Source organism: Sphingomonas sp. BRN-1R, from assembly GCF_057748035.1.
The window spans coordinates 3,478,468-3,495,020 of the sequence record NZ_CM173236.1 but is presented as its reverse complement, the minus strand read 5'-3'; the positions used below and the strand labels follow the sequence as shown (position 1 = coordinate 3,495,020).

15 protein-coding genes and 1 pseudogene are annotated in these 16,553 nt (G+C 63.8%); 9 read left to right on the top strand and 7 right to left on the bottom strand.

Going from position 1 to position 16,553, the window contains the following annotated elements; translation table 11 throughout:
* The first annotated feature begins 6 nt into the window (after positions 1-6).
* Positions 7-810: a universal stress protein gene (locus tag AC3ANX_RS16375; protein WP_488334297.1), complete on the top strand. Its 804-nt coding sequence runs from the start codon at positions 7-9 to the stop codon at positions 808-810.
* 17 nt (positions 811-827) lie between these two features.
* A complete protein-coding gene (locus AC3ANX_RS16370; protein ID WP_488334296.1) occupies positions 828-1,505 on the top strand; it encodes an NAD(P)H-dependent oxidoreductase in 678 nt (225 codons plus the stop codon).
* Here the strand turns inward: AC3ANX_RS16370 and AC3ANX_RS16365 are convergent.
* The 3 genes from AC3ANX_RS16365 to hemN form a co-directional block, all read right to left on the bottom strand.
* Positions 1,458-1,910 carry a hypothetical protein gene (locus tag AC3ANX_RS16365; RefSeq protein WP_488334295.1) on the bottom strand — a complete coding sequence of 151 codons (453 nt, stop codon included), beginning with the start codon at positions 1,908-1,910 and terminating at the stop codon, positions 1,458-1,460. The two genes, AC3ANX_RS16370 and AC3ANX_RS16365, sit on opposite strands and share 48 nt — an antisense overlap.
* Positions 1,911-2,157: 247 nt before the next feature.
* Positions 2,158-2,859, bottom strand: a complete 702-nt coding sequence (locus AC3ANX_RS16360; RefSeq protein WP_488334294.1) for a Crp/Fnr family transcriptional regulator — start codon at positions 2,857-2,859, stop codon at positions 2,158-2,160.
* Positions 2,860-2,975: 116 nt separating this feature from the next.
* Positions 2,976-4,298: an oxygen-independent coproporphyrinogen III oxidase gene (gene hemN / locus AC3ANX_RS16355; protein ID WP_488336976.1), complete on the bottom strand. Its 1,323-nt coding sequence runs from the start codon at positions 4,296-4,298 to the stop codon at positions 2,976-2,978.
* 121 nt (positions 4,299-4,419) lie between these two features.
* Between hemN and AC3ANX_RS16350 the strand changes: the two genes are divergently transcribed.
* The 3 genes from AC3ANX_RS16350 (at position 4,420) to AC3ANX_RS16340 (ending at position 7,279) form a co-directional block, all read left to right on the top strand.
* The gene (locus tag AC3ANX_RS16350) at positions 4,420-5,100 is read left to right on the top strand and encodes an OmpW/AlkL family protein (RefSeq protein WP_488334293.1); all 681 of its coding nucleotides are present in this window, start codon (positions 4,420-4,422) and stop codon (positions 5,098-5,100) included.
* Positions 5,101-5,896: 796 nt separating this feature from the next.
* Positions 5,897-6,067 (top strand): hypothetical protein, encoded by a 171-nt coding sequence (locus tag AC3ANX_RS16345; RefSeq protein WP_488334292.1) that lies wholly within the window; start codon positions 5,897-5,899, stop codon positions 6,065-6,067.
* A gap of 189 nt (positions 6,068-6,256) precedes the next feature.
* The gene (locus tag AC3ANX_RS16340) at positions 6,257-7,279 is read left to right on the top strand and encodes a glycosyltransferase family 2 protein (RefSeq protein ID WP_488334291.1); all 1,023 of its coding nucleotides are present in this window, start codon (positions 6,257-6,259) and stop codon (positions 7,277-7,279) included.
* Here the strand turns inward: AC3ANX_RS16340 and AC3ANX_RS16335 are convergent.
* From AC3ANX_RS16335 to AC3ANX_RS16320, 4 genes are all read right to left on the bottom strand, one after another.
* Positions 7,169-7,750, bottom strand: coding sequence for a class I SAM-dependent DNA methyltransferase (locus AC3ANX_RS16335; RefSeq protein WP_488334290.1), 582 nt, complete (start codon positions 7,748-7,750; stop codon positions 7,169-7,171). The genes AC3ANX_RS16340 and AC3ANX_RS16335 overlap by 111 nt on opposite strands.
* Positions 7,740-8,492 carry a PIG-L deacetylase family protein gene (locus AC3ANX_RS16330; protein WP_488334289.1) on the bottom strand — a complete coding sequence of 251 codons (753 nt, stop codon included), beginning with the start codon at positions 8,490-8,492 and terminating at the stop codon, positions 7,740-7,742. Before AC3ANX_RS16330 ends, AC3ANX_RS16335 begins: the two co-directional genes overlap by 11 nt.
* Positions 8,483-9,625, bottom strand: a complete 1,143-nt coding sequence (locus tag AC3ANX_RS16325; RefSeq protein WP_488334288.1) for an acyl-CoA dehydrogenase family protein — start codon at positions 9,623-9,625, stop codon at positions 8,483-8,485. The genes AC3ANX_RS16330 and AC3ANX_RS16325 overlap by 10 nt, the downstream gene beginning before the upstream one ends.
* Positions 9,626-9,694: 69 nt before the next feature.
* Positions 9,695-11,776 (bottom strand): catalase, encoded by a 2,082-nt coding sequence (locus AC3ANX_RS16320; RefSeq protein WP_488334287.1) that lies wholly within the window; start codon positions 11,774-11,776, stop codon positions 9,695-9,697.
* Between the two features lie 389 nt (positions 11,777-12,165).
* On the opposite strand from AC3ANX_RS16320, the pseudogene AC3ANX_RS16315 reads away from it, so the two are divergent.
* The 4 genes and pseudogenes from AC3ANX_RS16315 (at position 12,166) to AC3ANX_RS16300 (ending at position 16,474) form a co-directional block, all read left to right on the top strand.
* A pseudogene (locus AC3ANX_RS16315) lies at positions 12,166-12,944 on the top strand (IS5 family transposase).
* Between the two features lie 648 nt (positions 12,945-13,592).
* On the top strand, positions 13,593-14,177 hold the full coding sequence (locus AC3ANX_RS16310; protein ID WP_488334286.1) for a recombinase family protein: 585 nt from the start codon (positions 13,593-13,595) through the stop codon (positions 14,175-14,177).
* Positions 14,178-14,923: 746 nt separating this feature from the next.
* Positions 14,924-15,916, top strand: a complete 993-nt coding sequence (locus AC3ANX_RS16305) for a hypothetical protein (protein WP_488334285.1) — start codon at positions 14,924-14,926, stop codon at positions 15,914-15,916.
* 39 nt (positions 15,917-15,955) lie between these two features.
* A complete protein-coding gene (locus AC3ANX_RS16300) occupies positions 15,956-16,474 on the top strand; it encodes a winged helix DNA-binding protein (RefSeq protein WP_488334284.1) in 519 nt (172 codons plus the stop codon).
* Positions 16,475-16,553: the final 79 nt, after the last annotated feature.

The following is a 16,553-nucleotide window of genomic DNA, read 5'->3' as shown; positions in this document are numbered from 1 at the left end:
CCTTTCATGAAGAACATACTCTTGCTTGTTCACGACGATGCCGGCCAGGAGGCGCGCTTGCAGGCGGCGCTGGACCTTGGGCGGACGCTCGACGGCCACCTCACCTGCATGGATGTCACGCATATTCCGCCGACGCTGAGTGGCGGAATGTTTGATGATGGCTATGCGATGGCAGTTCTCCTCGCTGACGAAACCGCGCGCGAGACGAGCAACAAGGCGCGGATCGAAGCACGGATGGAGGCCGAGGACGTCCCGTTCGACTGGATCGACGTGACGGGCGATGTCGCGTCGAGCCTGACCGCCGCGGCTGAGTTGGCAGATGTGATCGTCGTTAATCGAAAGCTGGACAGTTGCTCGCTTCCCGAAATGCTGAGTGTGACGAGCGAGGTGATCGTCAAGGCGCGCCGTCCGGTGCTTGCCGTACCCGAGACGTGCCAGCGCCTCGATCTCGACACCGCCCTGGTCGCCTGGGATGGGTCCGACGCCGCCTGCGCCGCGTTACGCGCCGCAGTACCGCTGCTGCGAAAGGCGTGGCGCGTCGTCCTTCTGGAAGCGCGTGACGGCTCGATATCCGCGCCGGCCGAGGAAGCGGCGCAGTACCTGTCGCGGCATGACGTTCATTGCGAGGTTCGACATGTGCCAACGCCGCTAGGGGCGGGCGTGGCTATCCTGCACGCGGCGGCCACCGACGAGTTCGACTACGTAGTGATGGGTGGGTTTGGTCATAGCCGTATGCGTGAGTCGATCTTCGGTGGCGTCACGCGAGAACTCCTCACCAAAAGCCCAATTCCGCTTTTCGTGGCGCACTGACGGATAGGACACTCTCGTTGCCTGATGGTGAAAGGTTCAAAATCATGCCGGCAACACAGCCCCCGATCGCCACCGATCATTACATGATACTCGCTAATCCAACGCCGGGCAGCTTCGGTCACGCGATCGCCCAGACCTACGCCGAGGAGGTCCGAAAGTCGGGCCAGGTGGCGATCGTGCGGGACCTTTATGCGATGGGATTCGATCCTGTGTTGAAGGACGTCGAGCGCGCGGATCACGCCGATCGACGTTCACCATGGGTGGGTGCCGAGCTCGATCGCCTGCGTCAGAGCGGCGGTATCATTCTCATCTACCCGATCTGGTTCGGCGGCCCCCCTGCTATGATCAAGGGCTATGTCGACCGTGTGATGGGCGCGCACTGCGCTTTCCGGCCCTTTCAGGCCGGTGGATCGCAGCCCGCATTATCCGGGCGCTACATGCTGACGATCTCCACTTCGGGTACGACGCTTGATTGGCTCAGGCAGGTCGGCCAGCAACAAGCGCTACGCACCGGCTTCGACATCTATCTGGAGCGAGGGTTCGGGTTACGGGACATGGGTCATCTGAGCCTCGATGGCATTGTCCCGAACATGAGATCCGCGCACGCCGAGGCGTGCCTCGAGAAGGTCGCTGGAGAGGCCCGGCGGCTATGCGATATGCTCGCAAACACGAAGGCGCACTCTCGCACGGAGTAAGTGCGGCAACGCGCGCTCTGCCCCACCGGAAAATGAGATCGCTAACCCCTTCGCGATTGAGCCAGATGGAAGGAGCAAATGATGCTCTACCGCGTATGCGTTGAAAATGACCTTACTGATCTGGCTGAACATATGCATCGCTGCCTTCAGCGGAGTATCGCAGTGAGCGCAGCAGCGCACAGGATGCGATCGACGACGCTGTCCGCATTTTCGAGCGGGAAGAAACAGCGCGGGATCGACTTTGCCCGCGTTCACCGTCTTTAGCAGCATCGGCGTGGCGACTGTGTCGACGAGCCGCTTCGTAATCGAGATGTTGCGGGACCAGAGCCGCTCCAGATGCAGGTCAACCTTGGCGCCATGCGCGCCGATGTTTGCGATCGCGCCGCCAGGGGCGACCAGATCCACCCATCGGGACGTAATCCGCGACGCCTCTGGGCACGATCGAGACGTCGAGACAGGTAATGGGCCGCCCAGAGCGCGGGTCAGGTCGAGCGCGGCTCGAATGCGGGCCTCCTGTCCGTTGTCGTCATGGGCGAGCAGCAGGATCCTTCCTTCATTGTCCGATGAGGATGATGAAGTCGGTCGAGGCGGGCCGATACCGGGAACTCTACGGATGCGGTGGACGAAGCTTACCGTGAGGCAGCAACGGCCCTCAGCCGAACTCGGCGGCGTGCTCAAGGGAAAGGCGGTTGCGCATGATGATCATGCGGTCGCCCGAGCAGAAGGTGATCGCCCCCATTTGCCGGAACCGCGCCAATTGGCGGCTCACCGTTTCGATCGTCAGGCCGAGATAGTCGGCCATATCGCTGCGGCTGATCGGTATCTCGAAGCGCCCGTCCGCACCGACGCCCGGGGTCGCGCGGTCCGCGAGGTCGAGGAGGAAGCCAGCCACGCGCTGGGATGCGCTGCCTTGGGCGAGCGTCAGCATGCGTTCGCGCGCATCGTTGAGCGACGCCAGGGTGCGCTTCAGCAGCGCCTGCCCCAATCGGGGCGAAGCGGTCAGCAGCCGCTCGAAGCGTTCGCGCGGATAGAGGCAGAGTTCCGACGGGCACAGTGCGGTGACCGATAGAGTCGTAACGTCCGTGAAGAGTTGGCCGACGAAGTCGCCCGGGAAAAGCAGGCATGTGATCTGCTCGCGCCCACCGGCGCTGCATGCAGTGACCTTCAGGATTCCAGTGACCAAGCTGGCACACAGCAGATTGGCGTCCCCCGCCCAAGCTATCACTTGCCGGGTTGCAAACTGCCGGCGCCTGCCAATGGCCGCCAGAGCGACGAGTGCATCGGTCTCGATGCTCGCGCAGATGGCTGTGCCGGCGATGGTGCAATCCAGACAGCGATCGGGTGTGGAGGCCATGCCGATCCTGTCGCACGCCGCCCCCCTGGCGCGCTCTACGTGTTTTCCCCAAGCATTCCGCACATGCTAATTCGTCGACGCTCGAGAGCTCGCTGGAGCGACTGCAATGGTCGGGACTATATGGCCGAGCTGAACCTCGTCGCGCTGTCAGAACGATATGGGTCGAATGTCGCTGCAATCGCGCGGGCATAAGGTAACGCATCGGCTGCCAGCTCGATGCGGGTGCCTCGCCAGCGGATCAGGCCCAGTCGCTCGAACGGGGCGAGGCGCTCTACGATGAGACCGGCGTTCGGCAGACCGATGAAGCTTGCGCTACCCTGGCAGAGCACACCTTCGATGGCAGCGGCGATGCGCCGGTCAGCCGTTGATCGCCGTAGCCCGCGCGTGGTGGCCAGCATACCGCTCGCGATGCGCAGATGGTAACGACCGGCGTTCTTCTCGTTCTGGAGCAGCCAGCCCGGAAGCGCGGTGATGGCAGACGCCCCAAGACCGATCAGGGCGTTAGACCCGTCTTCGGTAAACCCCTGGAAGTTGCGGCGCAGGCGACCCTCGCGGGCGGCCACGGCGAGGGCGTCGTCAGGCCGCGCGAAGTGGTCAAAGCCTACCGCGTCATATCCCGCACCGGTCAGACGTTCATAAGCGCCCGCCGCCTGACGGAACCGCGCAGCCGCGTTCGGAAGCGCGCTTGAATCGATCCGGCGCTGTCGCGGCAGAAGGTGCGGCACATGGGCATAACCGAATACCGCGAGCCGATCCGGCGCCATGTCGACGGCGACGTCCAGCGTTTCGCGCAAGGCACCTTCGTCCTGTCCGGGCAGGCCGTACATCAGGTCGAAGTTGATCGACTCGATCCCGGCAGCGCGGAGCAGCGCCACGACGCAGGCGATGTCGCCGACCGGCTGCACGCGACCGATCGCACGCTGGATGGCCGGGTCGAATGTCTGCACACCGAGACTGACGCGGCTGACGTGCTGGCGGCTCATCGCCGCCGCCCAATCCCGATCGAAGCCGCGCGGATCCACCTCGACGGAGACGACGAGGTCGTCGCAGGCAAACGCGCTTCTCACTCGCCTCATCAGCGCCTCGAAAGCCTCCGGTGCGATGGCGTTGGGGCTACCGCCTCCCCATGCGATACGACCCACGCGACCACGCCCATTCACGCGGCTTGCGATCAGGTCGATTTCCTCGCCCAGCCGGTCGATGTAGCCGCGAAGTCGCGCCGTCCGATTGGCAGCACCGGTGCTGCACCCGCAGTACCAGCATATCTCACGGCAATAGGGCACATGCAGATAAAGGGAGACGGTATCGTCTTGGTCGATCGACGCGAGCGCCATCTCCGTTTCGGGTGCGCCGACGTCGATGCTGAACTCTGCCGCGGTCGGGAAGCTCGTGTAGCGCGGCACCGGCGTCGCGAGCAGCTCGGGGTAGTAGGTCCACATGCCGGCACGATGCTCCACCGCGACAAAGCCCGGTTTGACCGAAATCAAAGCGATCGTTGCCACCGGTCAAGGCGTAGATTTTCATCAAAGATAGGCTTCGGGCGAGCATTGGAGGCCCGAAATGAAGACCTGGATTTTCCTTACTGCAGCCTTGATCGTCGCCTCGACCGTCGTGACCCCAGCGTGCGCGGAGGACAGGATCGGGATTGAGGCTGGAGACGTGCTTCTGCGTCTGCGCGGCATCCTCGTCGCCCCGAACGAGACGACGAGCGGTATCACACCAACCTTCCCGCAGGAGCACGCCAGGGTCGACACCTCCGTCATGCCGGAAGTCGACGTGACCTATATGGCGACCGACCACATCGGACTGGAGCTGATTGCCGCCACGACGAAGCACACCGCGTCGGGCACGGCCGGCACGACGAGGGAGATCGGAAATTTGGTGTCGACTTGGGTGCTGCCGCCAACGCTGACTGCGCAATATCACCTCAACCCGCACGGAAAGATCCGTCCCTATGTCGGAGTTGGCGTTAACTACACGGTCTTCTGGAACGAGAAAGCGACCAAGGAGCTTGAGGCTGCGGTCGGGCCGACGAAGGTGCATATGTCGGATAGCGTCGGCTGGGCAGCACAGGCCGGCCTCGACGTCGACGTGACGAAGCGCATGTTCGCGAACCTTGATGTCAAATACATCGATATGAACACGACTGCGCGGTTGAACACCACCGCGATCGGCGAGCAGTCCCTTCGCGTGCATCTGAACCCGATAGTGGTAGGTGTGGGTGTCGGCTGGCGTTTATGAGAAACTCATCGAGAGGCGCTTCATGCGGGAGCCACAGCTCGAGGAAGAAACGCTGAAAGTCGCGCAGGCAGCTCCACGGGAATTTAGGAAGCGCCGCGCGCCAAAGTGCCTGTCATGTTTGTGTCGAGGAGACTGGAACATGATCAAGAGTATTCTCGCTGTCGTGAACAACGGCGTTGAAGCAGCTTCACTTACCGGCTGCGCGACCGTTGCCATGTGATCGACCGGCTGTTCGGTGCGGCCGAACTCCGACTCGGCACCAGGCAAAATCATGGCGGAATAGCCGTCTAACCGGGGGTAATCCAGTCCTACCATGCTCTTGGAAATTTTTGACCTAAGTCACTGCGCGACAACCGGAACACGTTGATTCGGTTGGCTGGGGCGGCAGGATTCGAACCTGCGAATGGCGGCACCAAAATCCGACGCCAACCAAATTTCACGTGATCCAGCGTCTCCGAAAACCACAGATTTCTGCGGGTTTTGGCGGTGTAGCAACTGACCGGCCGTACGACAATTCCAAATTTGGACGGAAATCATGGCGGAATTCCAAGAGCATTCCCCGCCCGCCGCGACCTGCTTTGGAAAGATGGTAGCTATCGGACAGCGTTCGAGACCGAGCATCCGGCCTGGGGCAACTGCCGAGGAATTCAGGGGCGAGGGCGCGAGCAGGATCGGTACGTTCCTATCGGGGTGGCTCGGCCGGGTGCATTGGCGACTTTACGGCTCGCCCAGCTCATTAGGATCAATCCTAACGCGTTGTGCTGACGGGGAAGGGGCATCCTTGCCAGCGCGAGCAATGCCATTGCCTACTTCACTAAGCCTTATCATCCCACCGATCGCCGCGATCTACGTCATCGACAGTCTGACCCGGTTCCGCCATGCAGACACGCTAGCCTACATCGCCACGCTGCCGAAGGTGCGCTGGGAAGTGCTGGCAACATGGGCGGTGGCGATCGTGGTGCGGTGACGGGCAAATACGCCGGACTGACGCTGACCACCGCGCCCGCGTTCGACGCGACGCTCGTTACGACAATGGCCTATTTGGTTCTTCTGCGGCTCCGCAGCGACGGCGCGGCTGCGCGGTTGGTGACTCCGGGCGTAGAATCGAGGGCACGACCAAGGAACGTGATCGCAGCTTGAGGATTATGCTTGGGGCATGCACATCGCCCCTGACCTTCGTCATATTGCCGTCGCGGTGCCGGCAAAGAATGAGGAGCAGGATCTGCCCGCGTGCCTTGCCGCGCTGGACCTCTCGGCCAGTCGCCACAGGGGGGCGGTGACCGTGGTGGTCGTGGCGAACGATTGTACCGACGCCACCATCGCGATCTTGCGCGATATGCGGCTACGCCACGCGCGATTGCGCTGGCATGCGGTATCGATGCTGCCGGACGCGCGTCATGCGGGCTGGGCACGGCGGTTGGCCTTCGACGCTGCCGTGGCGACCCTGACATGCGATACCGATATTCTGGCCTCGACAGATGCCGACACCTGCGTCGCGCCGGACTGGATCGTTCGCACTATCGCGCATTTCGACGCCGGAAGCGATGCCGTCGCAGGTCGCGCGCTGACACGCCGAACCGATCGCGCCGATCTCGGTGCGACGGCATCGCGACGGTTGAATCTGCTGGGGCGCTATTACACGGCGCTCGATTGGCTCCGCGCCGATCTGGCGGCGACATGCCACGATCCCTGGCCGCGGCATTTCTATGAAGGCGGCGCCAGCATCGCGCTCACGCGCGGACTGTACCAGCGGGTCGGTGGAGCGCCGACCCCGCCGGTGGCTGAGGATCGTGCGCTGTTCGCGGCGCTGCGCCGGGTCGGCGCGCAGGTGCGGCATCCGCTCGACGTTCGGGTATTTACTTCCAGCCGCATTGAGGGGCGCGCGCCCGGCGGCATGGCGGAAGCTTTTGCGAATTGGATCACACAAGCCGACGATGCGCCGCTGCACGAGACATATGCATTTCCGATGGCGCTCGATCCTGCCGGCGCGGCCGATCGGGATCGGCTCAGCTTCGCGACGCTGCCCGCCGCGATCGCGACCGCAGGCGCGATGATCCGCGCGCGCCGCTCAGCAGCGGCGCCACAGGTCAAGCCGATACTCGTCCCGACGCTCCTCGCGGACGACCGCGACGGCATCGCCCAGCAACATCCGCAGCTCGGTGACCGCTGCGTCGCCTGACTTCGGGTAGTCGGTCTCGCCCGTCCAGTGGACGAGCAGCACATGCCCTTCGACCGGCACGGACTCGCGAACACAGGTCGCCAATGCCGACAGATCGCCGCTGTCCCAATAATACACCACCTCGGACAGGAGCACCAGGTCGAAGCATCCCGGCGGTGCTTCGGCGGGCAGGCGCCGGCGTTTCAGCGTCACCTGTGGCAGATCGGCACAACGCTTCCGTGCCGCGGCAAGCGCGGTCTCGGATACATCCACGCCGAGCAGCCGGTCGCAATGCGGTGCGAGCCGCTCGGTCAGCACGCCGTTCGCACACCCGACCTCCAGGACGTTGTTGAAGCGCGGCGCGGGCAGACTGGCCAGCGTGTGATCGTATTTGGCGCGCTCATAGGCGCTCGTCTCAAAGGACCAGGGATCGCCTTGGTCTCGGTACAGAGCTTCGAACCATTCCGGGCCGATAGAACGATCACGTCGCATCACGGGGCTCCAGCAACAGCACGTGGGGAAGATCGACCAGCCGACGCATCGGGCGGGGCAGCACGAAAGCCTCCCGCGCCCCGACGATCCGGCCACCGAGCTGCGTACGATGGCACGCGAGCGCGCGTCGCTGACGACCACGCCACCGCGCGGTTGCCAGCGACTGAACACGGGCGTCCGCAAGGCGCGCGTCGAGGTCCGGCAAGGTCCAGCCCCACACGATGTAGAAGCGTGTCCTGACCCGGAGCCGGCGCGCGACGTCACGCGCGACGCGAGCGGCCGCCGCGTGATCGCAATGCGGGTCGCCCTCCCAACTCGCCACGACATTGCGGATCCGTTCGCGCCGGCAGAGCGAGACGAGGTGGCGCACGGTGCGTTCGAACGCCTGCGAATGCGGGGGGCACGGGGAGCCATCCGCCCAGCCGAGCATCTTCGGTGTCGAGCGAAGGCCGAGGTGCCGGAGCGCCGCGCCCGCTTCTCGCGCGCGGACGCCGGCGATCCGCTTTGCGCTCCAGCCCGGCGCATCGACGTGGCTCGCCGCGCCATCGGTCAGGAACGCCACCCGGACGTGTGCGCGCCCGTCGCCAAGCGCGGCGACAAGCCCGCCGGCGCCCAGTGTCTCATCGTCGGGATGGGGAGCGAGGATGAGCCAGCCGCCGCTCCGCGCGGCGGCGCCCGGCGCAAGCGCCCGCGCGCGGTGCAGCAACTTGCGGCGGCTGGTCCAGCCGGGTGTCACCACCATGGATCATCGCCCCAGCGATCGGTTTCGAGCCAGGCGCCGACGGCACGGTCCCGGGCCTGATCGGGGACCGGCTGTCGCAGGTACAGGCCGAGATCGCGCGTGATCCGGTCGACGCGGCTGCCCTCGAAGAAGGCGGCGGTGCCGATACTGCGGCCGGCGCTTTCCATCGCCGCAAGCCCTGCTTCCTCGACCACCCCGCGGGTCATCAACACGTGCGCGATCGCGTCCGGATGCCCCGCTTCGGCGAGCCTTGCCGCCTGACTCACCCAGAGGGTCGCCGATCGCGTCACCACTATCGCCGCTCCGAAACGTGCCCGTTGGATCGGGTCTTCACCTTTGCCGCTGGCCACGAGATGATCGCGCCAGTGCCGCATCAGCGCTTCGACCGCGCCGAGCTGGACGGCGGTGAAGCGCCACGCGCCGGCCGAGAAACGCGGTTCACGCTCGTAATCGTTCGGTCCGCCGATCAGCGCGTCCGGGCCTACGACCATGTCCGTGAAGTCAAAGCGGCCGCTTTGCGTGCCGCGCATGCCGCGCACGCGCCACCCGCTATTGTCCACCCGGTCGGTCGCCCCGGCGATATCGGTCAGCACGAGTTGCTTGGCACCGTCCGGGCCGCGCGCGGTGATCAGCGCGCGGTCGATATGGCCGGCCCCGGTCGCAAAGCTTTTGCTTCCGATGAGGCGCCAGCCATCGGCTTCGCGCACCAGCGTCATCGGTGCAGGCTCGGTGTTCCAGACGCCTAGGATTTTGCCAGCGGCGAGATCCTGCTGGAGCGTAACCCGTTGCGCGGCGTCGCCATAGGCGTGCACCACCTGCGCGGCATTGACATGGCCTTCGTAGATGCGGCCAAGGCTCAGGTCGGCCCCGCCGATCCGTCGCAGGACGGTCACCAGCGCATCTACGAACTCCGCGCTGTCGAGCGTAACGAAGCTCGACATCGCACCCGTCGCTACGAGCGCCGAAACACGATCCGCAGGGTACGTTTCTCCATCGTCGGTTTGGTCCCATTGCTGGGCCAGGGCCTGGACCCGATCGAGCAAAACCAACGTCGTCGGGGTGTCAATTTGCATCACCAAGCACGTTTCTCCGGCGAAGCATACGAACAGGGTTGCCCAGTCGAGGAGCGCCATATCGCGCTGCGCGATGAGCTATGGGACAATAAGGCTGGCTGTCTCACGTGAGCAGCCAGCCTCATGATGTCATGCCAACGTGCGGACGTTGGGTTCGCGATCCCAGTGGCGTTTCTTTGCCGCTTCGACGAAGCCGTCGAGGTCGGTCACGCCGTCGTCGGGCTCGACGCCAGCCTTGTCGAGGAGCGGCTTCGCCGCGTCATTGGCGCCGATCGCCTTGAGATGGCCGAAGCCGTCCATCACCCACTGGACGGCCGCGCCTTCCTTGACCAGCTTGGCGGTTGCCTCGGCCGAAAGCACGATCGCGCATGCGTCAACCGTCGGGGACGGCTGGCCGAACAACTGCGCATCGGCAGCGACCGTGGAGCCATCCGACAACGGCACCTTGCCGACCTTGGGCGCGATCAGCTTGGCGTGGCCCTTGGCCGCAGCGATCGCGGTCGTCAGCGTGTTCAGCGCAGCTGCATCCGTGCCGTCGGCGATCAGGATACCGACCGTACGGCCCTCCAGCGTGTGCTTCTCCAGCGGCCCGCGGATGATGCGGAGCGCGGGCGAAGGATCCATGTCGAGAACCGGCGCTGCGGTCGGCGAGGCGGGCGGAAGATCCATCGCCAGGCCATCCGCGACACGGGTGGCGAGATCCTCATCGACGTTGCGCAGGTTAGCGACGACCGCGAGCCGGATATGTTCGAGCGAGACCTTGCTGAGTTCGAACACCAAAGCCGACGCGATGTGCGCCTGCTCGGCCGGGTCCATCGATCGGAAGAACAGCCGCGCCTGACTGTAATGGTCGGCAAAGCTCTCCGGGCGAATGCGGAGCTTCTGCCCCTGTTCCTCCGAGGGGAAGGTCTTGTAGCCATCGGGCGTCTCACGCGCGCCGCCCGGTTCGCCTGCCTTGGCGAGGCTGTTCGGCTCATAATTGGCGCGGCCCTTCGGCACCTGCATCTGCATATGGCCGTCGCGCTGCTGGTTCAGGAACGGGCATCCCGCCGCCTCGGCGCGCCCCTTGGCGGCGTTGATCGGCAACTGGTGGAAGTTGACAGAGCCGAGCCGCGATAGTTGCGTATCGGTATAGCTGAACAGCCGCCCCTGAAGCAGCGGATCGTTGGAGAAGCCGATCCCCGGCACGACATGGCTCGGCACGAACGCCGCCTGTTCGGTTTCCGCGAAGAAATTGTCCGGGTAACGATCCAGCACCATCTTGCCGACGATACGGACCGGCAGCACCTCCTCCGGGATGATCTTGGTGGCATCGAGCACGTCGTAAGGCTGGCTGTTGGCGAAATCCTCGTCGAACAACTGCACGCCCAGTTCCCATTCCGGATAGTCGCCGCGTGCGATCCGCTCGAACAGATCGCGACGCTGGAAGTCGGGGTCGGCGCCGGCGATCTTCACCGTCTCGTCCCAGATCGTCGAGGCGAGGCCGGCCTTGGGCTTCCAATGGAACTTGACGAAGGTCGATTTCCCCTCGGCGTTGATGAAACGGAAGGTGTGGACGCCGAAGCCTTCCATATTGGCAAAGGTGCGCGGCAACGTCCGGTCCGACATCGCCCACATCACCATGTGCGTGGACTCGGGCATCAGCGAGATGAAGTCCCAGAACGTGTCATGTGCGGTCGCCGCCTGCGGGTAACCGCGATCGGCCTCCATCTTGGCGGCGTGGATCAGGTCGGGGAACTTGATCGCGTCCTGGATGAAGAACACCGGGATGTTGTTGCCGACGAGATCCCAATTGCCCTCGCGGGTGTAGAATTTCACCGCGAAGCCCCGCACATCGCGGGGCGTGTCGATCGATCCCGAACCGCCCGCGACGGTCGAGAAGCGGGTGAACACTTCGGTGCGCTGCCCCTTTTTCTGGAACAGATCGGCGACGGTGATGTCCGCGAGGCTTTCCGTGCATTCGAAATAGCCATGCGCGGCCGATCCCCGGGCGTGGACGATCCGCTCCGGGATGCGCTCGTGATCGAAGTGATTGATCTTTTCGCGGTAGATCTCGTCCTCCAGCAACACCGGGCCGCGCGCGCCCGCCTTAAGCTGGTTCTGGTTGTCGCTGATCGGCGTACCGTGGTTGGTGGTGAGAACGGGGTGGTCCGCATCGGCGATTTGATGGGTCTCGCCGCCGGAGCCGGCGTTCAGAGCGGAGTCGGTCATACAATATCCTTGAAAGCGAATGCCCGACGCTGACCGTCGACCCAAACGAACAACGCAAGGTATGCCGGGTTGTTGCACGGCGTGCCGATGACTTTTCCGAAGCAGCAAGCCGCCGCGGGGCATCCTGCGGTTTGCCGCTGCGCGGAAATTCGCCTGACAGTCCGGGAGTGTGCAGATCGGCCAACTTTCCGCGGCAGCGCGTCGCTGCCGGGGACGGTGCAATTTTGTGCGCCATAACCAATTCCAAATCGGTTGTGGCGCAGATAGAATCATGACGGAAAAGCCGTCTAACTGGGGTTTATCCAGTCCTACCATGCTCTTGAAGATTTTCGACCTAGGGTCAAAACTCAATCAGCAGCTTGAGGTGCATAGCCTTTCCTGATTCAAAGATGGCTGTGGATCATGGGAGGTTGAGCATGGCGCTGTTCTGGTTGTCGGATGAGGCGTGGGCGGCAATTGAGCCGCATCTGCCGAGGAACCAGCCCGGTGCCCGACGTGTCGATGATCGCCGGGTGATTTCGGGCATTTTGCACGTGCTGAAGGTGGGCTGCCGCTGGTGCGACTGCCCGGCCGATTACGGGCCATCTACGACGGTCTATAACCGCTTCAACCGATGGTCGCGGCGAGGCTTCTGGCTCAAGCTGCTGGACGCACTGGTGAACACCGGCGCGGTGACGAAAAGCACCGCAATCGACAGCACTTACATCAAGGCGCAGCGCGCGGCGTTCGGAGCAAAGGGGGGCGTGCGGCACAAGCGATCGGTCGCTCGCGCGGCGGCTGGACGACCAAAATCCACGCGCTCACAGACGTCATCGGCCGTCCCTATGCGCTGATGCTGACACCGGGCAACGTCAGCGACATGAAGGCCGCGCCCGCGCTTCTCGAACACGCAGGCCGTATACGCTACCTGCTCGGCGACAAGGGCTACGATGCTGACCGGCTACGCCGTCTCGCTCGCGATGCCGGCGCGGTCCCGGTGATCCCCGGCCGGCGCAACCGCAAGCGCGTCATCCGCTACGACAAGGACCGGTACCGCGGCCGGCATCTTATCGAGAACGCCTTCTGCCGCCTGAAGGATTTCCGCCGCGTACACACGCGCTACGACAAGCTCGCCGCCAACTTCCTCTCAGCCGTGGCGCTCGCCACCGCCATCGCCTTCTGGCTGTGAACGAGTCTGAGCCCTAAGTCACAGCGCGACAGCCGGAGCACGTTGATCCGGTTGACTGGGGTGGCAGGACTCGAACCTGCGAATGGCGGCACTTGAATCTGACGCCAACCAAGATTTACCCGATCCAGCGTCTCTGAAAAACGCAGATCTCTGCGAGCTTTGTCGATGTAGCAACTGAATGGCCGTACGACAAATCCAAATCTGAGCGGAAATCATGGCGCAGTTGCCAGTGGTTTCTTAACTCACGAGGCGCAAGTCTGTCTGTGTGACGAGCGCACAATGAACAACAGATCGTCGCCACGATCACACGTCACGTTGGCGGATCTTCTCCGCCCGCCCCGGCCGTCTTCCGAAAGTATGTTAGCTATCGGGTACTCCGGCTGCCGTCGTTCCGCTTTTCCTCACGCAAGCGGCCATTGGACGTGCTGGCAATTCGACCGCGCCTAAGCGGTGGAACGTCTTAAGGAGGTCGGCCAAGGCAAGGGAGGCAGCGTCTTAGAGGCGGTGCGTCGTGTCCAACATGTTGCACCGCCCGCTTCGCCGAAGTGCAGGGACGTGAGGTTAATCATGACCTTCGGTCAGCACCGCTGTGTAATGTTGCATTCTCAACCTAAGCGGCGATAAGCGCCGAAGCAAATCGGGGGCGGGATGGTACATTATGGTTACGTGCCGGCGCTGACCGACCCGGCGGAGATCGATCGCGTTCGCGCAACACTCACCGCGATCGGCTGCAGCAATCTCGTTGCGGAGTCCACGAGTGGTCGCCGCACGCGCGTCGTCTTCGCCGCGCTGATCGAGCGCCTCCGCCCAGGTGATCGTGTGACGATCGGTGCGGTCGGGCATATTGCACGCCGCGTGAATGACTTCCATCGCTTCGTGCAGCGTATCGAGGGGGCGGGGGCGGAGCTTTGCAGTCTGGCCGAAGTGTTCGAAAGCCGAACGGATCAGGGACGTGCGACCCTGCGGATGCTGGCAAGCTTCTCTCAGCTCGAAGGCGAGGATATCGCCGCCTCGACAAAACGGGGCTTGGCGGCGGCGCGTGCGCGTGGAGAACAGCTCGGCCGACCTCGCAGGCTATCGCCAGAAGCAGAGGACGACATTCGGAGGAGTTTGGAGGCGGGGGGGCTCGTAAAGGAACTCGCGCGCCACTACCGGGTCTCGCCGACGACAATCCGGCGCATTCGCGCGGAGCAGGTGGCATCCGACACGCTTACTGCCGCGATCGGAGGTTGACAGGAATACGTCGTTCGTGCCCGCGCTTGGGATTCGATTGAAAGCCGCCTAAGCTTCAATGGCCTGCTGCCGGATTTCCGGTCTTGCGCTTGGTCTTGCGGTCACCTGTCGCCGGTTGCCCCGACCAAGTCTTCGCTGCGCACAACCTCGTGTTCCACGCAGTCGAACACACGGCCTCCCCAATATCACAGATTGACTTGGATGACCGGCGCTGCCAGCGTTATGCGTCTGCGCTGTGAGGATCAATGAAACGCCTTCTTCTGACGCTTTTTCATGCGCCCCGGATAGCGGCTGAACGCAGCGCTGGCGCCTGCTGGAACAAGACATTCCCGTATTACGCAAAATATCCGGAAGGCGGCGGGTGTTGGTTGTGCGGCCGACCTTTGGCAGGCGCGCAACACGAATGCTTCGACTGCTACGCGGATCGCGCCTGGTAGCGCGGCCCGCGCCCATATCCCCGCTCTCAGCGAAGACGTGTACAGTACCCGTCGCGCTGTGCAGCGTCGAGCGGGGGTAAAAGTACCCTGGCGCAGTCCCGTGTTGGCGACAGAGGTACGGGCCAATCGGCAAACTGGAATGGCTTCGATCCGGCGAAACCCGCTTGTTCGAAGTCGCGAGTCGGGTAAGAGCGTCGCCGACGTGGTTTGGGATAGCGTGTGGATCACCGACAGGGTCGCTACCGCGCGATTGATGGGCTCCGCGGCATCGCTGCGATCGCGGCGGCGGCTTACGATTTGAGCGCTCCAATGAACATCCGGCAAGGCCATGCCGGACTGTTCGGCCATGGCTATCTTGCTGCAGATTTCTTTCTCTGTTTGAGCGGGTTCGTGCTGGCGCGTGCGTATACCGATCGGATTGCCACGGACGCGTGGACATTTTGGGCGTTTGCGACGCGGCGGCTGCTGAGACTGCTGCCGTTGATGGCGCTTGTTGCCGCTGCTGCCTTCGTCACACGCATGATCTTGTGGAATTCCGGCACGCCGCTTGGCGGAGACACCGCTGCGCAGCTTCTGGCGGATTTGCCGGCTGGGCTTCTGACGCTTCCTCAGTACGTGCGCCCAGACCCTGCAGGCGGTTTGTTCCCGCTCAACCCGTCCGGCTGGTTCATCTTCGCTGAAGTCCTGCTGAACCTTGGATGGGCGGCCGGGCTCGCCAAAGCGCGCATCGAGATCGTTCTGCTTGCTGCTGCTGTGGCGTTGGCGGTGGTCGTACCGCATGGCGCTGCCGCCGACGGCGTGGATTTCGCGATGACGCGCGCGATCGGGGTAGGGTTGCCGCTTGCGCGCGCTATGCTGTCCTTTCTCCTAGGTGTCGCGATGTGGCGGCTGTCGCTGGGCAAGATAGACGAGACATTTGCTTTCGAAATTTTGGCGACGATCCTGTGGGGTGTGCTCTGGCTGCCAGTCGGACCGAGTTGGGTGTTCGATCTCGTGTGCGTGACGCTACTGTTTCCCATCATCATCCTGTTCGCAGCCGAAGCGGAGACGATCGTGATCGGCACTGGGACACTGACCTTTCTTGGCGCCATCTCGTTTCCCTTGTTTGCTATTCACATGCCGCTGCTGATGCTGCTCGCGGCGCTTGCGCCATCACATCCTGCGCTGATATCGCCGATCGGCATGCCATTTGAGTTGGCATTCGGGGTTGCTTTGGCCTGGGGTGTTCACACCTATGGCGAAGTCCCGCTGCGCGCCTGGCTGTTCCGCGCACTGGCGAGCGGTACCGGGCACAGGGTATGACGACAGCGTGGCCAAAGGGCACCGCGATGGAGCGGCTTGGTGAGCGGTGATGGGGCGAGCGTGACGCGTAAAGCAACGCCGCTGAACGAGCGCGCAGGTGCTCAGGCCGTGGATGTGCGACGGCAAAGCGTGCGTGCCGCCAAGGATTTGTACCGACTTCGCCGCACGCGGGCGCGAGCGTTCGGCGCGGATGCCGCGATCTTCGGCGAACCGGCCTGGGACATTCTCCTCAATCTGTACATTGCACAGTTTAGCGGGCGCTCTGTTCCGGTGCGAAGAGCGTCGATGTCCGGGGAGGTCGCGCAAACGACGGGCCTGCGCGTCCTCGTCCAGCTCGAGGAGCGTGGCCTGGTGTTTCGCGTGAAGGACGAGCGGGACAACCGCCGTTCCTTCGTGCGTCTGACCGACAAAGGCGTCGATGTCATGGAGGCATGTCTTCCGACGATCGTCGACCGCACCGGCGCTGAGTACCGGGCGATCGCAGCCCGGCAAGCCCGGACACAGGCTGGCGGCGCCGGACGCGCCAGCGAGGTCCTAAGCGACTCATTCGATCCCTGAGCGACGCGGGTTGTTCGAGAGCGGCTGAGGATCGTGAAGCGACCGCAGAGCGCACCCTGTGGATTTCCGCCGATGGTGA

Coding starts and splice junctions, on each gene's coding strand:
- AC3ANX_RS16375 (WP_488334297.1), top strand. CDS start 7: ATGAAGAACATACTCTTGCTTGTTCACGACGATGCCGGCCAGGAGGCG.
- AC3ANX_RS16360 (WP_488334294.1), bottom strand. CDS start 2,859: ATGGCCTCCACACCCGATCGCTGTCTGGATTGCACCATCGCCGGCACA.
- hemN (WP_488336976.1), bottom strand. CDS start 4,298: ATGTGGACCTACTACCCCGAGCTGCTCGCGACGCCGGTGCCGCGCTAC.
- AC3ANX_RS16350 (WP_488334293.1), top strand. CDS start 4,420: ATGAAGACCTGGATTTTCCTTACTGCAGCCTTGATCGTCGCCTCGACC.
- AC3ANX_RS16345 (WP_488334292.1), top strand. CDS start 5,897: ATGCCATTGCCTACTTCACTAAGCCTTATCATCCCACCGATCGCCGCG.
- AC3ANX_RS16340 (WP_488334291.1), top strand. CDS start 6,257: ATGCACATCGCCCCTGACCTTCGTCATATTGCCGTCGCGGTGCCGGCA.
- AC3ANX_RS16335 (WP_488334290.1), bottom strand. CDS start 7,750: ATGCGACGTGATCGTTCTATCGGCCCGGAATGGTTCGAAGCTCTGTAC.
- AC3ANX_RS16330 (WP_488334289.1), bottom strand. CDS start 8,492: ATGGTGGTGACACCCGGCTGGACCAGCCGCCGCAAGTTGCTGCACCGC.
- AC3ANX_RS16325 (WP_488334288.1), bottom strand. CDS start 9,625: ATGGCGCTCCTCGACTGGGCAACCCTGTTCGTATGCTTCGCCGGAGAA.
- AC3ANX_RS16320 (WP_488334287.1), bottom strand. CDS start 11,776: ATGACCGACTCCGCTCTGAACGCCGGCTCCGGCGGCGAGACCCATCAA.
- AC3ANX_RS16310 (WP_488334286.1), top strand. CDS start 13,593: ATGGTACATTATGGTTACGTGCCGGCGCTGACCGACCCGGCGGAGATC.
- AC3ANX_RS16305 (WP_488334285.1), top strand. CDS start 14,924: ATGAACATCCGGCAAGGCCATGCCGGACTGTTCGGCCATGGCTATCTT.